This window comes from Streptomyces sp. NPDC058284, from assembly GCF_042881135.1.
Lineage (GTDB): Bacteria > Actinomycetota > Actinomycetes > Streptomycetales > Streptomycetaceae > Streptomyces.
In genome coordinates this window covers 191,197-207,657 of record NZ_JBHVYE010000001.1, presented here as the reverse complement: position 1 = coordinate 207,657, position 16,461 = coordinate 191,197, and the positions used below count along the sequence as shown (strand labels likewise).

General features: G+C 71.8%; 19 protein-coding genes. 11 read left to right on the top strand and 8 right to left on the bottom strand.

The features are described 5' to 3' along the window. Positions 1 to 33 precede the first annotated feature (33 nt). Both ACFVYR_RS00835 and ACFVYR_RS00830 read left to right on the top strand, forming a co-directional pair. On the top strand, positions 34 to 438 hold the full coding sequence (locus ACFVYR_RS00835) for a hypothetical protein (protein ID WP_384247179.1): 405 nt from the start codon (positions 34 to 36) through the stop codon (positions 436 to 438). Positions 439 to 521: 83 nt separating this feature from the next. After that, positions 522 to 1,208 carry a DUF6766 family protein gene (locus tag ACFVYR_RS00830; RefSeq protein ID WP_384247176.1) on the top strand — a complete coding sequence of 229 codons (687 nt, stop codon included), beginning with the start codon at positions 522 to 524 and terminating at the stop codon, positions 1,206 to 1,208. Between the two features lie 4 nt (positions 1,209 to 1,212). Here the strand turns inward: ACFVYR_RS00830 and ACFVYR_RS00825 are convergent, their stop codons facing one another. From ACFVYR_RS00825 to ACFVYR_RS00815, 3 genes are read right to left on the bottom strand one after another with little or no spacing between them, the layout of a single operon-like run. Continuing rightward, positions 1,213 to 2,280, bottom strand: a complete 1,068-nt coding sequence (locus tag ACFVYR_RS00825) for an iron-containing redox enzyme family protein (RefSeq protein ID WP_384247174.1) — start codon at positions 2,278 to 2,280, stop codon at positions 1,213 to 1,215. Beyond that, positions 2,277 to 2,531, bottom strand: a complete 255-nt coding sequence (locus tag ACFVYR_RS00820) for a CDGSH iron-sulfur domain-containing protein (protein ID WP_384247172.1) — start codon at positions 2,529 to 2,531, stop codon at positions 2,277 to 2,279. Before ACFVYR_RS00820 ends, ACFVYR_RS00825 begins: the two co-directional genes overlap by 4 nt. Continuing rightward, entirely contained in the window at positions 2,515 to 3,210 is a 696-nt protein-coding gene (locus tag ACFVYR_RS00815; protein WP_384247170.1) for a HemK2/MTQ2 family protein methyltransferase, read from the bottom strand. Before ACFVYR_RS00815 ends, ACFVYR_RS00820 begins: the two co-directional genes overlap by 17 nt. A 104-nt stretch (positions 3,211 to 3,314) precedes the next feature. Here ACFVYR_RS00815 and ACFVYR_RS00810 point away from each other — a divergent pair, with 104 nt between their 5' ends. Further along, positions 3,315 to 3,521 carry a hypothetical protein gene (locus ACFVYR_RS00810; protein ID WP_384247168.1) on the top strand — a complete coding sequence of 69 codons (207 nt, stop codon included), beginning with the start codon at positions 3,315 to 3,317 and terminating at the stop codon, positions 3,519 to 3,521. Between the two features lie 22 nt (positions 3,522 to 3,543). Here ACFVYR_RS00810 and ACFVYR_RS00805 read toward each other — a convergent pair whose 3' ends face one another. Next, the gene (locus tag ACFVYR_RS00805; protein ID WP_384247166.1) at positions 3,544 to 4,071 is read right to left on the bottom strand and encodes a DUF6328 family protein; all 528 of its coding nucleotides are present in this window, start codon (positions 4,069 to 4,071) and stop codon (positions 3,544 to 3,546) included. A gap of 140 nt (positions 4,072 to 4,211) precedes the next feature. Here ACFVYR_RS00805 and ACFVYR_RS00800 point away from each other — a divergent pair, with 140 nt between their 5' ends. After that, positions 4,212 to 4,439, top strand: a complete 228-nt coding sequence (locus ACFVYR_RS00800; protein ID WP_384247163.1) for a DUF5133 domain-containing protein — start codon at positions 4,212 to 4,214, stop codon at positions 4,437 to 4,439. Positions 4,440 to 4,546: 107 nt separating this feature from the next. Here ACFVYR_RS00800 and ACFVYR_RS00795 read toward each other — a convergent pair whose 3' ends face one another. Both ACFVYR_RS00795 and ACFVYR_RS00790 read right to left on the bottom strand, forming a co-directional pair. After that, on the bottom strand, positions 4,547 to 5,941 hold the full coding sequence (locus ACFVYR_RS00795; protein WP_384247161.1) for an NADP-dependent succinic semialdehyde dehydrogenase: 1,395 nt from the start codon (positions 5,939 to 5,941) through the stop codon (positions 4,547 to 4,549). A gap of 205 nt (positions 5,942 to 6,146) precedes the next feature. Continuing rightward, on the bottom strand, positions 6,147 to 6,563 hold the full coding sequence (locus ACFVYR_RS00790; protein WP_384247159.1) for a CBS domain-containing protein: 417 nt from the start codon (positions 6,561 to 6,563) through the stop codon (positions 6,147 to 6,149). 300 nt (positions 6,564 to 6,863) lie between these two features. Between ACFVYR_RS00790 and ACFVYR_RS00785 the strand changes: the two genes are divergently transcribed. Further along, positions 6,864 to 7,301 carry a nitroreductase/quinone reductase family protein gene (locus ACFVYR_RS00785; protein WP_384247156.1) on the top strand — a complete coding sequence of 146 codons (438 nt, stop codon included), beginning with the start codon at positions 6,864 to 6,866 and terminating at the stop codon, positions 7,299 to 7,301. A 45-nt stretch (positions 7,302 to 7,346) separates the two neighbouring features. Here ACFVYR_RS00785 and ACFVYR_RS00780 read toward each other — a convergent pair whose 3' ends face one another. Then, entirely contained in the window at positions 7,347 to 8,237 is an 891-nt protein-coding gene (locus tag ACFVYR_RS00780) for a glycoside hydrolase family 19 protein (RefSeq protein WP_384247153.1), read from the bottom strand. Between the two features lie 233 nt (positions 8,238 to 8,470). Here ACFVYR_RS00780 and ACFVYR_RS00775 point away from each other — a divergent pair, with 233 nt between their 5' ends. The 6 genes from ACFVYR_RS00775 (at position 8,471) to ACFVYR_RS00750 (ending at position 16,115) form a co-directional block, all read left to right on the top strand. Then, positions 8,471 to 9,250 (top strand): FadR/GntR family transcriptional regulator, encoded by a 780-nt coding sequence (locus ACFVYR_RS00775; protein WP_384247150.1) that lies wholly within the window; start codon positions 8,471 to 8,473, stop codon positions 9,248 to 9,250. Further along, positions 9,243 to 10,520: a CynX/NimT family MFS transporter gene (locus ACFVYR_RS00770; RefSeq protein ID WP_384247147.1), complete on the top strand. Its 1,278-nt coding sequence runs from the start codon at positions 9,243 to 9,245 to the stop codon at positions 10,518 to 10,520. The genes ACFVYR_RS00775 and ACFVYR_RS00770 overlap by 8 nt, the downstream gene beginning before the upstream one ends. Positions 10,521 to 10,591: 71 nt before the next feature. Continuing rightward, on the top strand, positions 10,592 to 11,449 hold the full coding sequence (locus tag ACFVYR_RS00765) for a GNAT family N-acetyltransferase (RefSeq protein WP_384247145.1): 858 nt from the start codon (positions 10,592 to 10,594) through the stop codon (positions 11,447 to 11,449). A gap of 145 nt (positions 11,450 to 11,594) precedes the next feature. Then, a complete protein-coding gene (locus tag ACFVYR_RS00760; RefSeq protein ID WP_384247142.1) occupies positions 11,595 to 12,788 on the top strand; it encodes a serine hydrolase domain-containing protein in 1,194 nt (397 codons plus the stop codon). 99 nt (positions 12,789 to 12,887) lie between these two features. Then, complete coding sequence (locus tag ACFVYR_RS00755; protein ID WP_384247140.1) at positions 12,888 to 14,798, top strand: ABC transporter ATP-binding protein; 1,911 nt, start codon at positions 12,888 to 12,890, stop codon at positions 14,796 to 14,798. Between the two features lie 102 nt (positions 14,799 to 14,900). Continuing rightward, entirely contained in the window at positions 14,901 to 16,115 is a 1,215-nt protein-coding gene (locus tag ACFVYR_RS00750; RefSeq protein ID WP_384247138.1) for a metallophosphoesterase, read from the top strand. Here the strand turns inward: ACFVYR_RS00750 and ACFVYR_RS00745 are convergent. Continuing rightward, on the bottom strand, positions 16,100 to 16,312 hold the full coding sequence (locus ACFVYR_RS00745; protein ID WP_384247136.1) for a hypothetical protein: 213 nt from the start codon (positions 16,310 to 16,312) through the stop codon (positions 16,100 to 16,102). The two genes, ACFVYR_RS00750 and ACFVYR_RS00745, sit on opposite strands and share 16 nt — an antisense overlap. Positions 16,313 to 16,461: the final 149 nt, after the last annotated feature.

The following is a 16,461-nucleotide window of genomic DNA, read 5'->3' as shown; positions in this document are numbered from 1 at the left end:
CGACCGACGGTGCAGTGAAGGAGCGCGGAGCCGGTGCGCGGAACAAGACAGGGCGTGGCCGTGGCGCTGCTGTGCTGTGCGCTCGCCGGATGCGGTGACGTCACGGCACGCGAGGACGCCGCCGCCCGGGCGGTGACCCGCTTCGAGGCAAGCCTGCGGACCCCGGACGCCGCGCGCGGCTGCCGGGAACTCGCACCCGGCACGCTCGACGAACTGGAGCAGTCCGCCGGATTGCCCTGCGCACGGGCCCTGCCCGACGCGGGACTGCCCACGGCGACCAAGGTGCGGCACGTCGACGTGTACGGGCGCCAGGCACGCGTCGTGACCGACCGCGACACGCTCTTCCTGTCGTCCTTCCCGCGCGGCTGGAAGGTCACGGCCGCCGGCTGCACCGCGCGCCCCGAGAAGCCGTACCAGTGTCTGATCAAGGGCGGGTGACGGATGCGGACGATGTTCCTGCTGTATCTGCTGATGGTGACGGCCGGTCTTGCCTATTGCCTGGCGCTTGGGCTGATGCGGCGGTGAGGCGGGCACGGCGCTTCCTGCGGGACAACGGCCTCGCCCTGGCGTTCGGCGCCGGGTTCCTCCTCAGCCTGGCCGGACAGGCGATCGCCGGGTACGCCGACTTCAACAATCAGCTCACCGCGGCCGAGCTGGCCCCGGTGAGCTTCGGCGGCTACGTCATGACCTCCGACTTCGCCGTGGACGTGACGGAGAACTGGCAGTCCGAGTACCTGCAGTTCTTCCTCTACATCTTCGGCACGGTCTGGCTGCTCCAGCGGGGCTCGCCCGAGTCCAAGGAGGTCGACAAGGCGGGCCCGGAGTCCGACGAGCGGCAGAGAGTCGGCGCGCACGCGAGGCCCGACTCGCCCCGCTGGGCCTCCGTGGGCGGCCTGCGCCAGGCCTGGTACGCCAGGTCGCTCGGCATCGTCATGTGCACCCTTTTCCTGCTCTCCTGGCTGGCCCAGTCCGTGGCGGGCGTCGCCGCGTACAACGAGGAGCACCTGCGTGAACTGCAGGCGCCGGTCAGCTGGTTCCAGTACCTCGGGGCCGCCGACTTCTGGGGCCGCACCCTGCAGAACTGGCAGTCCGAACTCCTCGCCGTCGGATCGATGGCCGTCTTCTCCGTCTACCTGCGCCAGCGCGGATCACCGGAGTCAAAGCCGGTCGGGGCGGCGCACGACGCGACCGGCGTCGAGGGCGGCTGACGGCTCAGCCGGACGCCTGCGGCCCGTCGGGCAGCAGCGGGGCGCGCAGGGCGCTCCGCCCTTCCCGCCACGCGTCGAGGAGCCGGGCGGCGAGGCGGTCCTCCAGGAAGCCGGTCGCGCGCACGCCGAAGGCGACGTCGGCTTCGAGAGCGGGTTCGGCGGCCAGCAGACCGCCGACGACGTCCCGGCGCACCACCTGCTCGTGCACGGCGTCCGCCTCCACGTGCTCGTCGTAGAAGCGCTGCGCGGCAGGCCCCGCGCCGATCCGGCGCAGCGCCGCGGCCAACCGCCGCGAGCCGGGCGAGGACGTCACCTCGACCGAGGCGAAGTGACCGACCAACGCCCCGCGGTGGGCACGGTGCAGACCGAACAGGGACATGAGGTTCACGGTGGCGAGGACCTCGGCGGGGGCGGCGTCGAGATAGTGGCCGTAGGCCGTCTCCAGGCCGAGGTCGGTCATGAGGTCGGCGAAGAGCCGTGCGTGAATCTCCTCGGGGCGCCCCGCACCGAACTCGTCGTACTCGATGGCCACCATCGCCGCCTTCGCCCGGCCGTGCAGCCGGGGAATGACCCAGGCGTGCGGGTCGGCCTCCTTGAGGTGGTACAGGGAGCGCAGCGCCGCGTACTCCCGGACCTGCCACGCCTCGCCGTCGCGCTGGAGGTGGTGGCTGACGCTCGTCGCGTCGTGCCCGACGGGTTCCACGAGGAGCGCGGCCAGGGCCTCTTCGGCGTCCTCGCAGCGGGGCACATCGGCGTGCAGGGCGCTCAGGAAGCGCCGCTCCAGCGTGCGCCGCAGGGCCAGCAGGTCCGGGTCCCACTCCCACTCCTCGGCCACCCCGGAGAACCCCTGGTAGTGGAGCTCGTAGAGGACGTAGAGGGTGAGCTGGAGATCTTCTCCGTACGCGGCGGGCCGCTCGGCCTCGCGCGGCTCGGGGACCGGGCCGCCGCCCCGCAGAGCGGTGAGGACGTCGCGGGACAATTCGCCGCGGGGCGCGGGGAGTTCGGGGCTGTGGTGGCGGGATTCGGCGGCGGTCGTGGCGGCCGTGGTGGTGGTTGCGGCGGGGGCGGTCATGACGAGGCCTCCGGCTCCTCGGTGTCGGTCGTGGACGGATTGTCCTCCTGCCGGCGCTTCACCCGCCGGCGGTGGCTCGTGTCGCACCACGGGTAGGTGCGGCTGCGTCGGCAGGTGCAGATCGCGACGGCGAAACGCCGCGAAGCGGAGACGGTCCCGTCGTCGGCGACCACCTCGACGGGCCCCTCCACCAGGAGCGGCCCCTCGGGGTCGACCGTGACGCGGCGGGGGCGTTCAGCGGCGTTCGGCACGGACGACCACCAACTCCTCGCTCGTCTCGTCGGCGCCGATGAGGTTGCGGCGCCGCAGCCACGCCTGGCGCGATCGCAGCACCGGGCCGAAGGGGACGGACCGCCGGTCGGCGACCTCCGCGTCCATGCCCCGCGACGCGAGCCGGTCGAGCGTGGCGTCCACGTCGCAGAGCGCGGAGTGCACCATCAGCAGGACGCCTCGGGGCCGCAGGGCCCGGGGAGCGGCGTCGCAGACGCGGTCCACGACCAACCGGCCCGCGGGCCCGCCGTCCCAGGCGCGGGCGGGCCCGCGCCGGGGCAGCCGAGGTGAAGGAGAGGGTACGTAGGGCGGGTTGCTGACCACCAGGTCGTACGGTCCGGACGGCACTTCGGCAGTGAGGTCGCCGCGGCGCACGGCGACCGACTGGCCGCTGAGCCGTGCGTTGAGCCGGGCGGTGAGCACCGCTCGCCAGGAGATGTCGATGGCCGTGACCCGGGCCCCCCGCCGGGCGGCCGCCACGGCGAGTGCGCCCGAGCCGGTTCCCAGGTCCAGTACGGAGGTGCCGTCGTCGATGCCCTCCCGGTCGAGCGCGCGGACCAGCAGTGCGGTGTCGTGTTGCGGCGCGTAGACGCCCGGCAGCGTGAGCAGGGGCGCCGGGCGGGCCGTCGTCGGCATCGGTGTGCGTGTGTGCGTGGTCATGCGGCATCTCCCGTCTGCGGGAACTCCACGAGGGCGCTCCTCCTTCCACGCTCCGCCAGTTCGCGGTCGCCCACCACTCGAACGGTGACAGGTGGTGACTTTTCGTGAACAGTGCGGATTTGCTGCCTGCTTCGGTCCTGACTCTGGGTGCCCCCGGCGCGGTGATCCACACCTGCGCGCAGTGGAGGGGGAGGCGCCGCTTCCCCGGAGACCACCGCCACGCCGGTGCCCGCCTGCGCAGACTCCTCGGCTCGCCGACCGGCGCGGCGGCCTTCGCCGAGCTGTACGTCGGCAAGAACACCGATACCTGAGCCCCCCGGAGCCCGGCTCGGTTCAGTCCGCGGACGTGTGTCGGTGTCGCGCCCACGCGGGCAGCACGAACCAGCACAGCAGGTACCAGGTGACGACACCGGCCACCAGCCAGGGCACGACGGCGTTGTCGGTGGCTACGCGCAGGATGAGCAGGAGGGCGGCCGTCAGCGTGCCGAGCAGGAGGACGAGACCGATGAACGTGAGGCGGGACGCCCACACCACCGCCTCGGGCTTGATTTTGCGACCCGAGACGATGCGGTGGAAGGAGACCGGGCCGATGAGGGCGCCCGTCGCCGTCGAGCCGAGGATCACCGTCACGACGTAGATCGTGCGGTCGGTGTCGCTCAGCTGCGCGAAGCGTGGAGTGAAGGCGACCGTCAGGAGGAAGCCGAACAGGATCTGCACACCGGTCTGCGCCACCCGCACTTCCTGGATCAGTTCTCCCCAGCGGCGATCGGCGCGCTCGCTCTCCGTCTCGCGACGGTCGTCGCCCGGGGCGCGCGTACCGGGTCCGTTCCCTGCCTCTGCCTCGCTGTTCGACGCGTTCACATCACGAGTCTGCCCACGAAAGACCGGCTGAACAAACGCACACGGCTGTAGTGATTCGAGTCGGCGCGGGCGGGCAGACGGGAGGCAGAGTGATCTTCATCCCCGACGATCATCACCCCCGACCCAGAGGGAGGCCCCTAGTGCTGCTGGCGCACCCCGTCGTACTGGAAGACCTGCTGGAGCGCTACAAGGCCCTGGCCGTGCTCCGCGCCGACCAGGGCAGTGCCGAGAGCCGACAGGCGTACGAGGACATCGTGTACAGCCTGTGCCTGGCGACCGGCACCAGCGATATCGACGCCGCCGTCGTCGCGGCAGGCCACCGGCTGCCGGGCGCACGGACCTTGGACGACTCCCTGCTGACGGCTTGAGCTGCTGACGGCTTGAGGGCCTGTCGTCGAACGGTGGGCGGACGGTCTCGCACGCGTATCCCGGGGTGCCAAGAGGGCGCCCCGGGATTTCTCGTGCCCGCGCTCGGTCAGTCGCTGCCGTGCCACACCGTCGTCGCGTTGCAGAACTCGCGGATGCCGTGGCCCGAGAGTTCCCTGCCGTAGCCGGAGCGCTTGACGCCGCCGAAGGGGAGGCCGGGGTGGGAGGCGGTCATGCCGTTGAAGAAGACGCCGCCCGCCCGGAGGTCCCGTACGCACCGCTCGACGTCCGCATCGTCGCGGGTCCACACATTGGAACTCAGCCCGAACGGCGTGTCGTTGGCCAGTTCCACGGCTTCGTCCAGGCTCGCCACGCGGTAGAGCGTGGCCACCGGGCCGAACGTCTCCTCCCGGTGGATCCGCATCTGCGGGGTGATGTCCGCCAGCACGGTCGGGGAGTAGTACCAGCCCCGCTCCTGCTCCTTGGGCCGCTGCCCGCCGCACAGCGCGGTGGCGCCCCGGCCCAGCGCGTCCTGGACGAGTTCCTCCAGGTCGTCGCGGCCCTGCTCCGAGGAGAGCGGGCCCACGTCGGTGCCCTCGTCCATCGGGTCGCCGACGGTCAACTCCCGCATGCCGGAGACGAATCGGTCCCGGAAGGCGTCGTAGACGTCGGTGTGCACGATGAAGCGCTTGGCGGCGATGCAGGACTGGCCGTTGTTCTGCACGCGGGCGGTCACCGCGGTCGTCGCGGCGCGCTCGACGTCGGCGCTGGGCAGGACGAGGTAGGGGTCGCTGCCGCCCAGTTCGAGGACGGTCTTCTTGATCTCGTCGCCCGCGACGGACGCCACCGAGCGGCCCGCGGGCTCGCTGCCGGTGAGCGTGGCCGCGGCCACCCGCCGGTCGCGCAGGACGTCCTCGACGGCGCCGGAGCCGATCAGAAGCGTCTGGAAGCAGCCTTCCGGGTAGCCGGCGCGGGTGAAGAGGTCCTGGAGGTAGAGGGCGGTGCGCGGAACGTTCGACGCGTGCTTGAGCAGGGCGACGTTGCCCGCCATCAGGGCGGGGGCGGCGAAGCGTACGACCTGCCACAGCGGGAAGTTCCACGGCATCACGGCCAGCACGACGCCGAGCGGACGGTAACGGACGACCGCCCGGGACGCGCCCGAGTCGGTCACATCGTCCTGGGCGGGATGCTCGTCGGCGAGCAGCCCTTCGGCGCGCTCCGCGTACCAGCGCATGGCCTTGACGCACTTGGCCGCCTCGGCCCTGGCCGCCTTCACCGGCTTGCCCATCTCGGTGGTCATGGTGCGGGCGATCTCCGGGGTGTCCTCCTCCAGGAGATCGGCGGCGCGGTGGAGCAGCCGGGCGCGCTCGGCGAATCCGGTGGTGCGGTGGTGGGCGTACGCGGCTTCCGCCGTCGCGAGGCGGCGCTCGATCTCGTCGGGCGCAAGCGGGTCGAAGGTCTCGAGGGTCTCACCGGTGGCCGGGTTGACCGTGGCGATGGGCATGCGGTTCCTCCTCGGGGTCCTCGGTGCCCAGGTCCTGGGGGGTGGCAAGCGGTGCGGCCCCGGGGGTTCAAAGACAGGCTCTCAGCCTAGGCCGACCCGTGCGAGCGGGCATGCGGGGCGCCGACGGCCCGGTGCACAGCCCGCCGCCGTGGGACGGGTGGCCCGTCCCACGGCGGCTGTTCGTCATGGTCCCGGGGCGCGCGGATCAGTCCGTGGAGAGCGCCTCAAGAAGCTGCCCGGCCTTGGGGTCGTGCAGGGCGCGGGCGGCGTCGGCGAGCGCGACCATGCCCACCAGGTCGCGGCCGTCGATCACGGGCAGCCGGCGCACCTTGTGGCTGGTCATGGTCGCGAACACCTCGTCGACGCTGTCGTCCGCGCCGATGGTCACCGCCTCGCTCTGCGCGAGGTCACCCACGAGGACCTTGGCGGGGTCCTTGCCCTTGCCGAGGACCTTGACCACGATGTCCCGGTCGGTGATGACGCCCTTGAGACGGTTGTCGGTGCCGCAGATGGGCAGCGCCCCGACACCCAGTTCGGTGAGCTTCTCGGCCGCCCGGAGCACCGTCTCATCGGCCCCGGCGCACTCCGCGCCCGGAGTCATGATCTCGCGTGCGGTGGTCATGTGAACCTCCTTGCCTGTCGGTGTGCGGTCCGGGTGCCCCGTGTACGCGGGGGAAACACCCGGCTGCCGTGGCACGCGCCGTAAGGGCCTGTCTTCGCCAGGCTAAGAGCCTGTGTCATATCCCCGGCCGGGTGGTCGCCGCCTGGCACGCACGCTCGCCGCGTTGCCGAAAAGCCCTAGTAGCTCCGCTACGAGGACTTCCCGGCGCCTTGCGATCGCACGCACCAGACGACGCCCACTGATCCGACCGGGGATATGACACAGGCTCTAAGCTCCGACAGTTCGGATCAAGGAGGGGTGATGGCGAAGACGTACCGCGTGTCGTTCGGCACGCGTGTGATCAACCGGGTGTTCCACACGATGACCGCACTCGGGTTCGGCAAGGGGTACCGGCACAACCTGAGCGTGCCGGGAAGGAAGTCCGGGCGGCTCTACTCCACTCCGGTCGACGTCATGTCCGCCGGTGGCGAGCGCTGGGTGGTCGGCGCCTACGGAGTGGCCCAGTGGGTGCGCAACGCGCGTGTGGCGGGGCAGGTGGGCCTCAGCAGGGGCGGCAGGTCGGAGAGTGTGGGAGTGGTCGAGCTCGGTCCGGCGGAGAGCGTGCCGGTGCTGCGGCAGTACTGGGACGAAGTCCCCGTCACCCGCGCGTACTTCGACGTGACGGCCGACTCGACGGACGAGGAGTTCGCCGCGGAGGCGGTGCGGCATCCGGTGTTCCGGCTGGTGCCACCGGCGTGAGGTGCGGGCGGGCCCGGATGCCGGGCCCGCCCCGGCGGGGCGATGTCAGCAGCTCAGATTCGAGCCCGGTGTGGTGCCCAGGATCTGGGTGAAGGCCTTGTAGCGGTCGATGCGGCTCTGGACCTGGGCGGGGTTGCCGCCGTTGCACTCCAGGGTGCCGTTGATGGCGCGGATGGTCTCACCGAAGCCCGCGCCGTTGACCATGGCGTTGTGCGGTGTCATGGTGCCGGGACCGTTCTGGGTGTTCCAGTACCAGAGGCCGGTCTGCCAGGCGACGGCCGGATTCTGCTCCACCAGGTAAGGGTGGTTGAGCAGGTCGATGCCGAGCGCGTCGCCCGCGGCCTTGTAGTTGAAGTTCCAGCTGAGCTGGATCGGGCCGCGGCCGTAGTAGGCGGCCTGCCCGGCCGGGCACCCGTACGGCTGCGTCTTGTCGCAATAATGCGGGTAGTTGCCCTGGTTCTGCTCGACCACGTACACCAGGCCGCCCGTCTCATGGCTGACGTTGGCGAGGAACGCCGCCGCCTCCTGGCGCTTGACCGTGTCGCTGCCGGTGGTGGCGAAGCCCGGGTAGGACTTGAGCGCGTCCGTCAGGCCCTTGTACGTGTAGAACGAATTCCGGTTCGGGAACATCTGGTTGAACTGGGCCTCGCTGACGACGAAGCCGGAGGGGTCGGGGGTGCCCGGGCCCGGTCCGCCGCCGCACGTGCCCTGGTCCGCCCAGACGTCGGAGCGGCCCGGCGTCTCGTTCTGCGTCCACCACTTGGCGGTCCAGTTGTGCCCGCCGTACGAGGCCGGCTTGCCGCCGGTGTAGACGGACGAGGAGCTCCACGGCGCGGCGCACTCGGCTGCGGACGCCGGGGCGGCGGCCGGGCCGAGGACGAGCATGGCGCCGAGTGCGGCGAGCGCGGACGCGAAGCCGGTGATGCGTCTGATCATGCCAACTCTCCTTACGGGCGGGGCGGTTCGCGGGGCCCGCGCCGCCATGGGGGTGCCGCGACTCAAGCGAAATGGTCTGCACCTGTCAAGGTCTAGACCAGATGCGAAGGTAAAACCTGATGCTGCCCGCACGTGACTGATCGTTTTGACAGCGGAAACATGGGATGTTCCCATGACTCATATACGTGGGATGTTCCCATGTGTGGCGTCCTCAAGAGAGAAGGTGCCGATCCATGCCGTTGCGCAGTGCCGCAAGGACCAACCTCGTGGAACTCGTCATCGCCCAGATGGAGAGCCTCATCGCCGACGGCGAGTGGAAGGTCGGCGAGAAGATCCCGGCCGAGCCGCTGCTCGTGGAGCAGCTCGCCGTCGGCCGCAACACCGTGCGGGAGGCGGTCCGCGCGCTCGTGCACACCGGCATGCTCGAACCCCGCCAGGGCGACGGCACCTACGTCAGGGCAAGCAGCGACTTCGGGGCCGCCGTGCAGCGCCGGCTGCGCAGGGCGGGCGTTCTCGAGGCGTACGAGGTCCGTGCCTCTCTGGAGCGGGATGCCGCCCGGTACGCGGCGGAGCGCCGCACGGACGAGGACCTCGCGACCCTGCGGGCCGCTCTCGCCGAGCGCGACCTGGCGTGGAGGAGCGGGAACACGGCCGCGTTCGTCGACGCGGACATGGCCTTCCACCGCACCGTCGCGGAGGCCGCGCACAACGGCGTACTCGCTGAGCTGTACGCACACCTCAGCGACGCGCTGCGCTCCACGGTGCAGTCCGTCATCGGCGCGCCCGTCCCCGACTCGGTACGCCACCAGTTCGAAGCGCACACGGCGATCGTCGACGCCATCGAGGCACGCGACGCCGAGGCCGCGGAGGCGGCGGTGCTCGCCCATCTCGCGGAGGGCATGGCCGCACTGCGCGCGCAGCCGCTGGACGGATCCGACGACGACAGGCTCGAAGCGGGGGCCGCACATGAACCGGAAACGGGACGAGGACCGGGAGCGGCAGCGCATGAGTGAGACAGCGGTAACGGCGTCCGGTGGCGAGGCTGCCGTGCACAGCGGCACCACCGCCGTTCCGGCGCCCCCGGCCCCCTCCACCCCGCCCCCCGGACGCCGCGCGCTCTACCTCGCCCTCGGCGTCGTGCTCCTCGCCCTCAACCTGCGGCCCGCCCTCGTCGCCGTCTCCCCGCTCGCCGACACCATCCGCGACGACAGCGGCATGTCGGCCGCCGCGACCAGCCTCCTCACCGCCCTCCCGCTGCTCTGCTTCGGCCTGCTCGCGCCCGTCGCGCCGCGGCTCGGCCGCCGCTTCGGCATGGAGCGGTCGCTGCTCGGCACCATGGCGCTGATCTGCGCGGGCACGGCCCTGCGCCTGCTCGACTCGGTCGTCGCCCTCTTCGCGGGCACGATCGTCATCGGCGCGGGCATAGCCGTCGCCAACGTCCTGCTGCCCGGCCTGATCAAGCGCGACTTCCCCGCGAAGGCGGGCCTGATGACGGGCCTGTACTCGATGTCGCTGTTCGGCGGCGCCGCGCTCGCGGCCGGTGTCACCCTGCCCGTACAGCAGTCCAGTGGCATGAACTGGCGGACTACGCTGGCGTGTTGGGGCGCGCTCGCGGTGGTCGCCCTGCTCGTGTGGCTGCCGCAGATCCGGTCCCGTACGAGGGTGGACGCGGCGGCGGCCCGCCAGGCCGCGCATCCCGTACGCGGCCTGTGGCGCTCCCCGCTGGCCTGGCAGGTCACCGCGTACATGGGCCTGCAGTCCCTCAACTACTACGCGGCGGCGGCGTGGCTGCCGACGGTGTTCCAGGACGCGGGGATGGCCGCGGGGGACGCCGGCTGGATGCTCTCCTTCTCCTCGCTGCTCGGCATCGCGGGCTCCTTCCTCGCCCCGGTGATCGTCGGGCGGCGGCTGCGGCCGGGGGCCCTGGCCGCGCTCGGGGCGGTGCTCTGCGCGCTCGGCTTCGGCGGCCTGCTCATCGCGCCGGTCGGCGGCGCCTACCTGTGGATGACGCTGCTCGGCCTCGGCCAGGGCGCGGCGATCAGTCTGGCGCTGCTGTTCATCGTGCAGCGGGCCCCCGACGCCCGGCACGCGGCCCAGCTGTCCAGCATGGCCCAGTGCTTCGGCTACATCCTCGCCGCCACCGGGCCGACCCTGCTCGGCGCCGTCCACGACGTCTCGCACAGCTGGACCGTGCCGCTCGTCCTCCTGCTCGTCCTGCTCGTGCCGCAGGTCGTGGCCGGGTTCCGCGCCGCACGGGAACGGCACGTGGCGGGCATCGGCTGACACCGGGTCGGGCAGGATGCACCCGGTGCGGTTCCCACGGCGCACCGTGACGGATCGAGAAGGGTGCGGCGATGACGGATTCGGCTCCAGGGCGGCTCGCGGTCTCACGGGCGACGCTCGACGACTGGCGAGTGGTGACGGAGTGGGCGGCGGACGAGGGCTGGAACCCCGGCCTCGGCGACGCCCCCTCGTTCTTCGCCCAGGACCCCGACGGGTTCTTCCTCGGACGCCTCGACGGCGAACCGGTCTCCGCGGTCTCCGTCGTCAACTACGGGGAGACCTACGCCTTTCTCGGCTTCTACCTCGTCCGCCCCGACCAGCGGGGCCGGGGCCTCGGCCTCGCCACCTGGCGGGCGGGCCTCGCCCACGCCGGGGGCCGGACCGTGGGCCTGGACGGCGTCCCCGCCCAGCAGGACAACTACCGCCGCTCCGGCTTCGAGCACAGCCACGGGACGGTGCGCTACGTCGGCCCGCTGCCCGCGGCCGACGTGCCCGACCGACATGTGCGCCCCGTCGAGGCGGCGGGCCTGCGGGCGCTCATGGCGTACGACAACGCGTGTCTGCCCGCGGACCGGCGGCGCTTCCTCGAATCCTGGCTCACCGCCCCGGGGCACCGGTCGCTCGCCCGCATCGTCGACGGCAGGCTGACCGGGTACGGCGTGCTCCGGCCCGGCCGCGACGCCCGACGCGTCGGGCCGCTCTTCGCCGACACCCGGGCCGACGCCGAGGCGCTCCTGGACGCGCTGGCCGCCGAGGCGGACGGCGACCTCGTCGCGATGGACGTGCCCGAGACCAACAGGGACGCGGTGGCGCTCGCCGAGGCACGCGGCATGAAGCCCACGTTCGACACGGCCCGGATGTACACCGGCCCCGTCAGGGCCTACGCGCAGGAACGGGTCTTCGGCGTCACCTCACTTGAACTGGGCTAGCCGCGCGCCGGACGCAGGGGGGATAGCCCTACCTGAGGGAGGGCGGGTAGCGGGATCGTCCGGGAGATCGTCTGCGCACATGCTGGTCCCGGCGTTGATCCCCGATCTCCGTCGATATCTCCCGACGATCCCCAGGAGTTGGCACGTGCGTGCGCAGGCATGGCAGAAGTTCCGTTCTTCCGAGCGACCGCAGGGCGGCCGGCGCGCGGCCGCGTCGGCCGCGGCGGCGGTGGCCGTCGGCGTCGTGGCGCTGAGTGCCCTGGCGCCGCCGCCCGAGGCATCCGCCACCGGCAGGCCGGACCCCGTGCGGCAGGGCCTGAACGCGCTGGTCGGCCCCGACGGGCCGCCGGCCGCCCTCGGCAGCGTCGAGGACCGCCACGGCCGCACCCGTACGTACACCGCCGGGGTCGGCGACATCGCCACCGGCGCGAAGGTGCCCAGGGACGGCCAGGTGCGGATCGGCAGCAACACCAAAGTGTTCACCGCGGTGGTGGTGCTGCAACTGGTCGGCGAAGGGAAGATTGGCCTCGACGCGCCAGTCAACGTCGACACCTACCTGCCGGGCGTCGTCCGGGGGGACGGTATCGACGGCCGGCACATCACCGTCCGCCAGCTCCTGCAGCACACGAGCGGACTCCCCAACTACACCAGCGACCTCGACGACGACGTCCGGCACTACGAACCCCGCGAACTCCTGGACATGGCGCTGCGGCACAAGGCCGACTTCGCCCCCGGGAAGGGCTGGAAGTACAGCAACACGAACTACGTACTGGCGGGACTGATCGTCGAGAAGGTCACCGGCCGCCCCCTCGCCCAGGAGATCGACGAGCGTGTCATCAAGCGCGCCGGGCTGCGCCACACCTACTTCCCCGCCCCCGGTGACGCGACCATCCGGGAGCCCCACCCGCACGGCTACTACCGGGACGCGGCCGGCGCGCCCCTGCTCGACGTCACGGAGATGGACCCCTCCTGGGGCTGGGCGGCAGGCCAGCTGATCTCCACCAACTCCGACCTCAACCGGTTCTACTCCGCGCTCCTGGACGGCCGCCTCCTGCGGCCGGCCCAGCTCGCCCAGATGCGCGCCCACACCGTCCCCGCCGACGTCACCTTCGGCCCCGGCGCCCGCTACGGGCTGGGCCTCGTGAGCAAACCGCTCGTGTGCGACGGCCGCCACGAGGGCCTCTACTGGGGCCACGGCGGCAGCTTCCCCGGCTACGAGACCCGGGGCGGGGCCACCGAGGACGGCCGCGCCGCCAACATCGCCGTGACCGTCCAGCTCGACGACGCGGCGGCCAGGCAGCGTGTCGACGACGTCGTGGAAACGGCCCTCTGCCGCTGAGAGCCGTGCACCACGGCGCCCCGCGGCGGGGCAGGCGCAGGGTGAAAAAGGCGAACAAGGCTTGACCTCAAGTTTAGTTGAGGTCATAACGTTCTCCGCATGAGCATGGAAACAACGGCATGGACGCAGATGTACAGCGTCATGCATGCCCAGCAGGACCGCCGCCCCTTCGCCCGTGCCACGCTTCGCCGCATCGGCGTCTTCGCACGGCCCCACCGCCGACGCATCTGGCAGTTCGTCCTGCTCAGCATCGTCACCGCACTGCTCGCCGTGGCGACGCCGGTCCTCGCCGGATACGTCGTCACCGCCATCGTGTCGGGCGACGACTCCTCCGTCGTCGTCCGCTACGCCCTGCTCATCGCGGGCATCGCCGTGGCCGAGGCCGGCCTGGGGATGCTGAGCCGCTGGCTGTCGGCGAACCTCGGCGAAAGCCTCATCCTCGATCTGCGGACCGCCGTCTTCGACCACGTACAGCGCATGCCCGTCGCCTTCTTCACCCGCACCCGCACCGGCGCGCTGGTCAGCCGGCTCAACAACGACGTCGTCGGCGCGCAGCGCGCGTTCAGCAACACGCTGTCCGGCGTCGTCGGGAACATCGTGACGCTGCTGCTGACCCTCGTCGTCATGATGACGCTCTCCTGGCAGATCACACTGCTCGCGCTGGTGCTGCTGCCGGTCTTCGTCGTGCCCGCACGCCGGATGGGCACCCGCATGGCCCGCCTCCAGCGCGAGGCCGCCCACCACAACGCCGCCATGGGAACGCGGATGACCGAGCGATTCTCGGCGCCCGGCGCCACCCTCATCAAGCTCTTCGGCAGGCCCGGTGCCGAATCCGCGGAGTTCGCCGAGCGCGCCCAGCGGGTGCGGGACATCGGCGTACGCACCGCCATGGCGCAGTCGGCGTTCATCACCGCGCTCACCCTGGTCTCCGCCCTCGCGCTCGCCCTCGTGTACGGCCTCGGCGGGTACTTCGCCCTCGAAGGCTCGCTGAAGGCGGGAGCCGTCGTATCGCTTGCGCTGCTGCTCACCCGGCTGTACGCGCCGCTGACCTCGCTGGCCGGCGCGCGGGTCGAGGTCATGAGCGCGCTCGTCAGTTTCGAGCGGGTCTTCGAGGTGCTCGACCTGAAGCCGCTCATCGAGGAGAAGGAGGAGCCGGTGCCGGTGCCCGATGGGCCCGTCGCCGTCGAGTTCGACAACGTCCGCTTCGGCTACCCGTCCGCCGACAAGGTCTCCCTCGCCTCCCTCGAAGAGGTCGCCACGCTCGACACCCGGGGCGGCGACGAGGTCCTGCACGGCATCTCCTTCCGCGCCGAACCCGGCCAGACCGTCGCGCTCGTCGGGTCCTCCGGAGCGGGCAAGTCGACCATCGCGCAACTGCTGCCCCGGCTGTACGACACCGACGAGGGAGCCGTCCGCATCGGGGGCGTCGACGTACGCGACCTGTCCGCCGAGTCCATGCGGGCCACCCTCGGAATGGTCACCCAGGACGGCCACCTCTTCCACGAGTCCGTCCGCGCCAACCTGCTCCTCGCCCGGCCGGCCGCGAGCGAGGACGACCTGTGGGACGTACTGCGCCGAGCCCGCCTCGAAGACCTCGTACGCTCCCTGCCCGACGGCCTCGACACCGTGGTCGGCGAGCGCGGCTACCGCCTCTCCGGCGGCGAACGGCAGCGGATGACCATCGCGCGGCTGCTCCTCGCCGGGCAGCGGGTCGTCATCCTCGACGAGGCGACGGCCCACCTCGACAACACCTCCGAAGCCGCGGTCCAGGAGGCCCTGGGCGAGGCGCTGGAGGGCCGTACCGCCGTGGTCATCGCCCACCGGCTCTCCACGGTCCGCTCCGCCGACCAGATCCTCGTCGTCGAGGCGGGCCGGATCGTGGAACGCGGCACGCACGAGGAACTCCTCGCCGTGGACGGACGGTACGCGGAGCTGTACCGGACACAGTTCGCCAAGGGGACGGAACCGACGGAGCCGTCGGACGCGCCGGAGGTCGTGGAGGTGGCCTGAAGGCCCGTCGGCCCTGCCGCAGGGCGAGCCGTGTCCATTCGTCCACCAGGAGTTCATCGGTTCCCCACCATCGGCACGCGCGCCCGTGAGAGAAAACCCTCCATGTGCGATGACGAGCTGATACCGCCGCGCGCGGATCTGACGGAGGACCAGTGGCTGCGGGCCGATCCGGCGCTGGCCGAAGGCCCGGTGGGGGAGCGGATCCGTCAGATGCGGGCACCGCGGCGGCGGACCGTGCTCGGCGGCGTGGTCGCGGGAGCGGCGGCCCTGGCGGTCCTGCCGGGCGGGACACCGGCCACCGCCGCGCCCGCCGCCCGCACCGGCAAGTTCCCCCTGCCGACCGCCCCGAACCGGTCAGGGGAGTACGCCGTGCTCCTCACCGGCGACGCCGGTACCGGCGAGGAGGCCCAGCACGCGGTGGCCGCGGCGGCCCGCGAGGTGTGCCGCGCCGAAGGTGTCGCTCTCGCGGTCGGCCTCGGCGACAACATCTACGAGAACGGCCCCGAGTCGGCCGACGACTCGGAGTTCCGCACCAAGTTCGAGGACCCCAACTCCGGTCTGGACATCCCGTGGTTGATGGTCCTCGGCAACCACGACTGCTCCGGACTGATCCCGGGCAGCGGCGGGTCCCCCGCACGCGGCGACCGCGAGGTCGCCTACGCCGCGCATTCCCCCCGCTGGTACATGCCGAGCCGCTACTACAACGTCGCCCTGCCCGCCGCGCCGGGCACCGACGACGACCCGCTGGTGGAGTTCTTCGCCCTCGACACCAATCCTGTCTCGTCGTACGTCGCCCAACCCGACCCGCACTACCGGTGGAACGGCCCCTACATGCGCGAACAGCGCGGCTGGCTGGAGGGCGCGCTCACGGCCTCACGGGCCCGCTGGAAGGTCGTGCTCGGCCATCACCCCTACCTGAACAACGGGCAGCACGGCAGCGCGGGTTCGTACGACGGCTTCGTCATCGGCCACTACACCAGCGGCATCCACCTCAAGGAGCTGTACGAGGAGGTGGTGTGCGGGCGCGCCGACCTGATCCTGTCCGGCCACGACCACACGCTGCAGATCCTGGAGCCCACCCCGAGCACCGGCGGCACCCGGCAGGTCGTCTGCGGCGCCGCCGCCAAGTCCGGCGACGGCAAGGCCCACTTCGACCACCCCTCGGCCTGGCAGAACTTCTCGGAGCACGGCTTCATGGTGCTCAAGGTGTCCGAGCGGGCGATGACGATCGAGGCGTACACCGTCGACATCGCCACGCGCACGGCCCGCCTCGCGCACCGCACGCGCTCGAAGACAGGCTCTTACGCCGCCTCGTAGTGGTGGGCGCGTCCGCCCCGCCACGTCACCCACGTACGGTCGTCGAGCAGCTCCTCCGCGTCCGGCAGCCCGGCACGGCGCAGGAACTCCACGACGTCGCGGTCGCAGTGCGCGAGGCCGAGGATCTGCCCGCGCACCGTCACCCGTCGGCCGCCCGAAGGGGACGGCCGGTGGACGACTATCGGGGCCGGTGCCATGTCTCAAGGGTGCGGCGTGCCGGCCCCGGCCGCACGGCGGACCGGTGTCCGAAGTGGCAGCGGCCCCTACGCCGGTGGATGCTGTTCTCCCGGCCCGTCACCTCCGTATACGTCGGTTTTGAGCCCCATCCTCCGGTTACGAGAGGCGG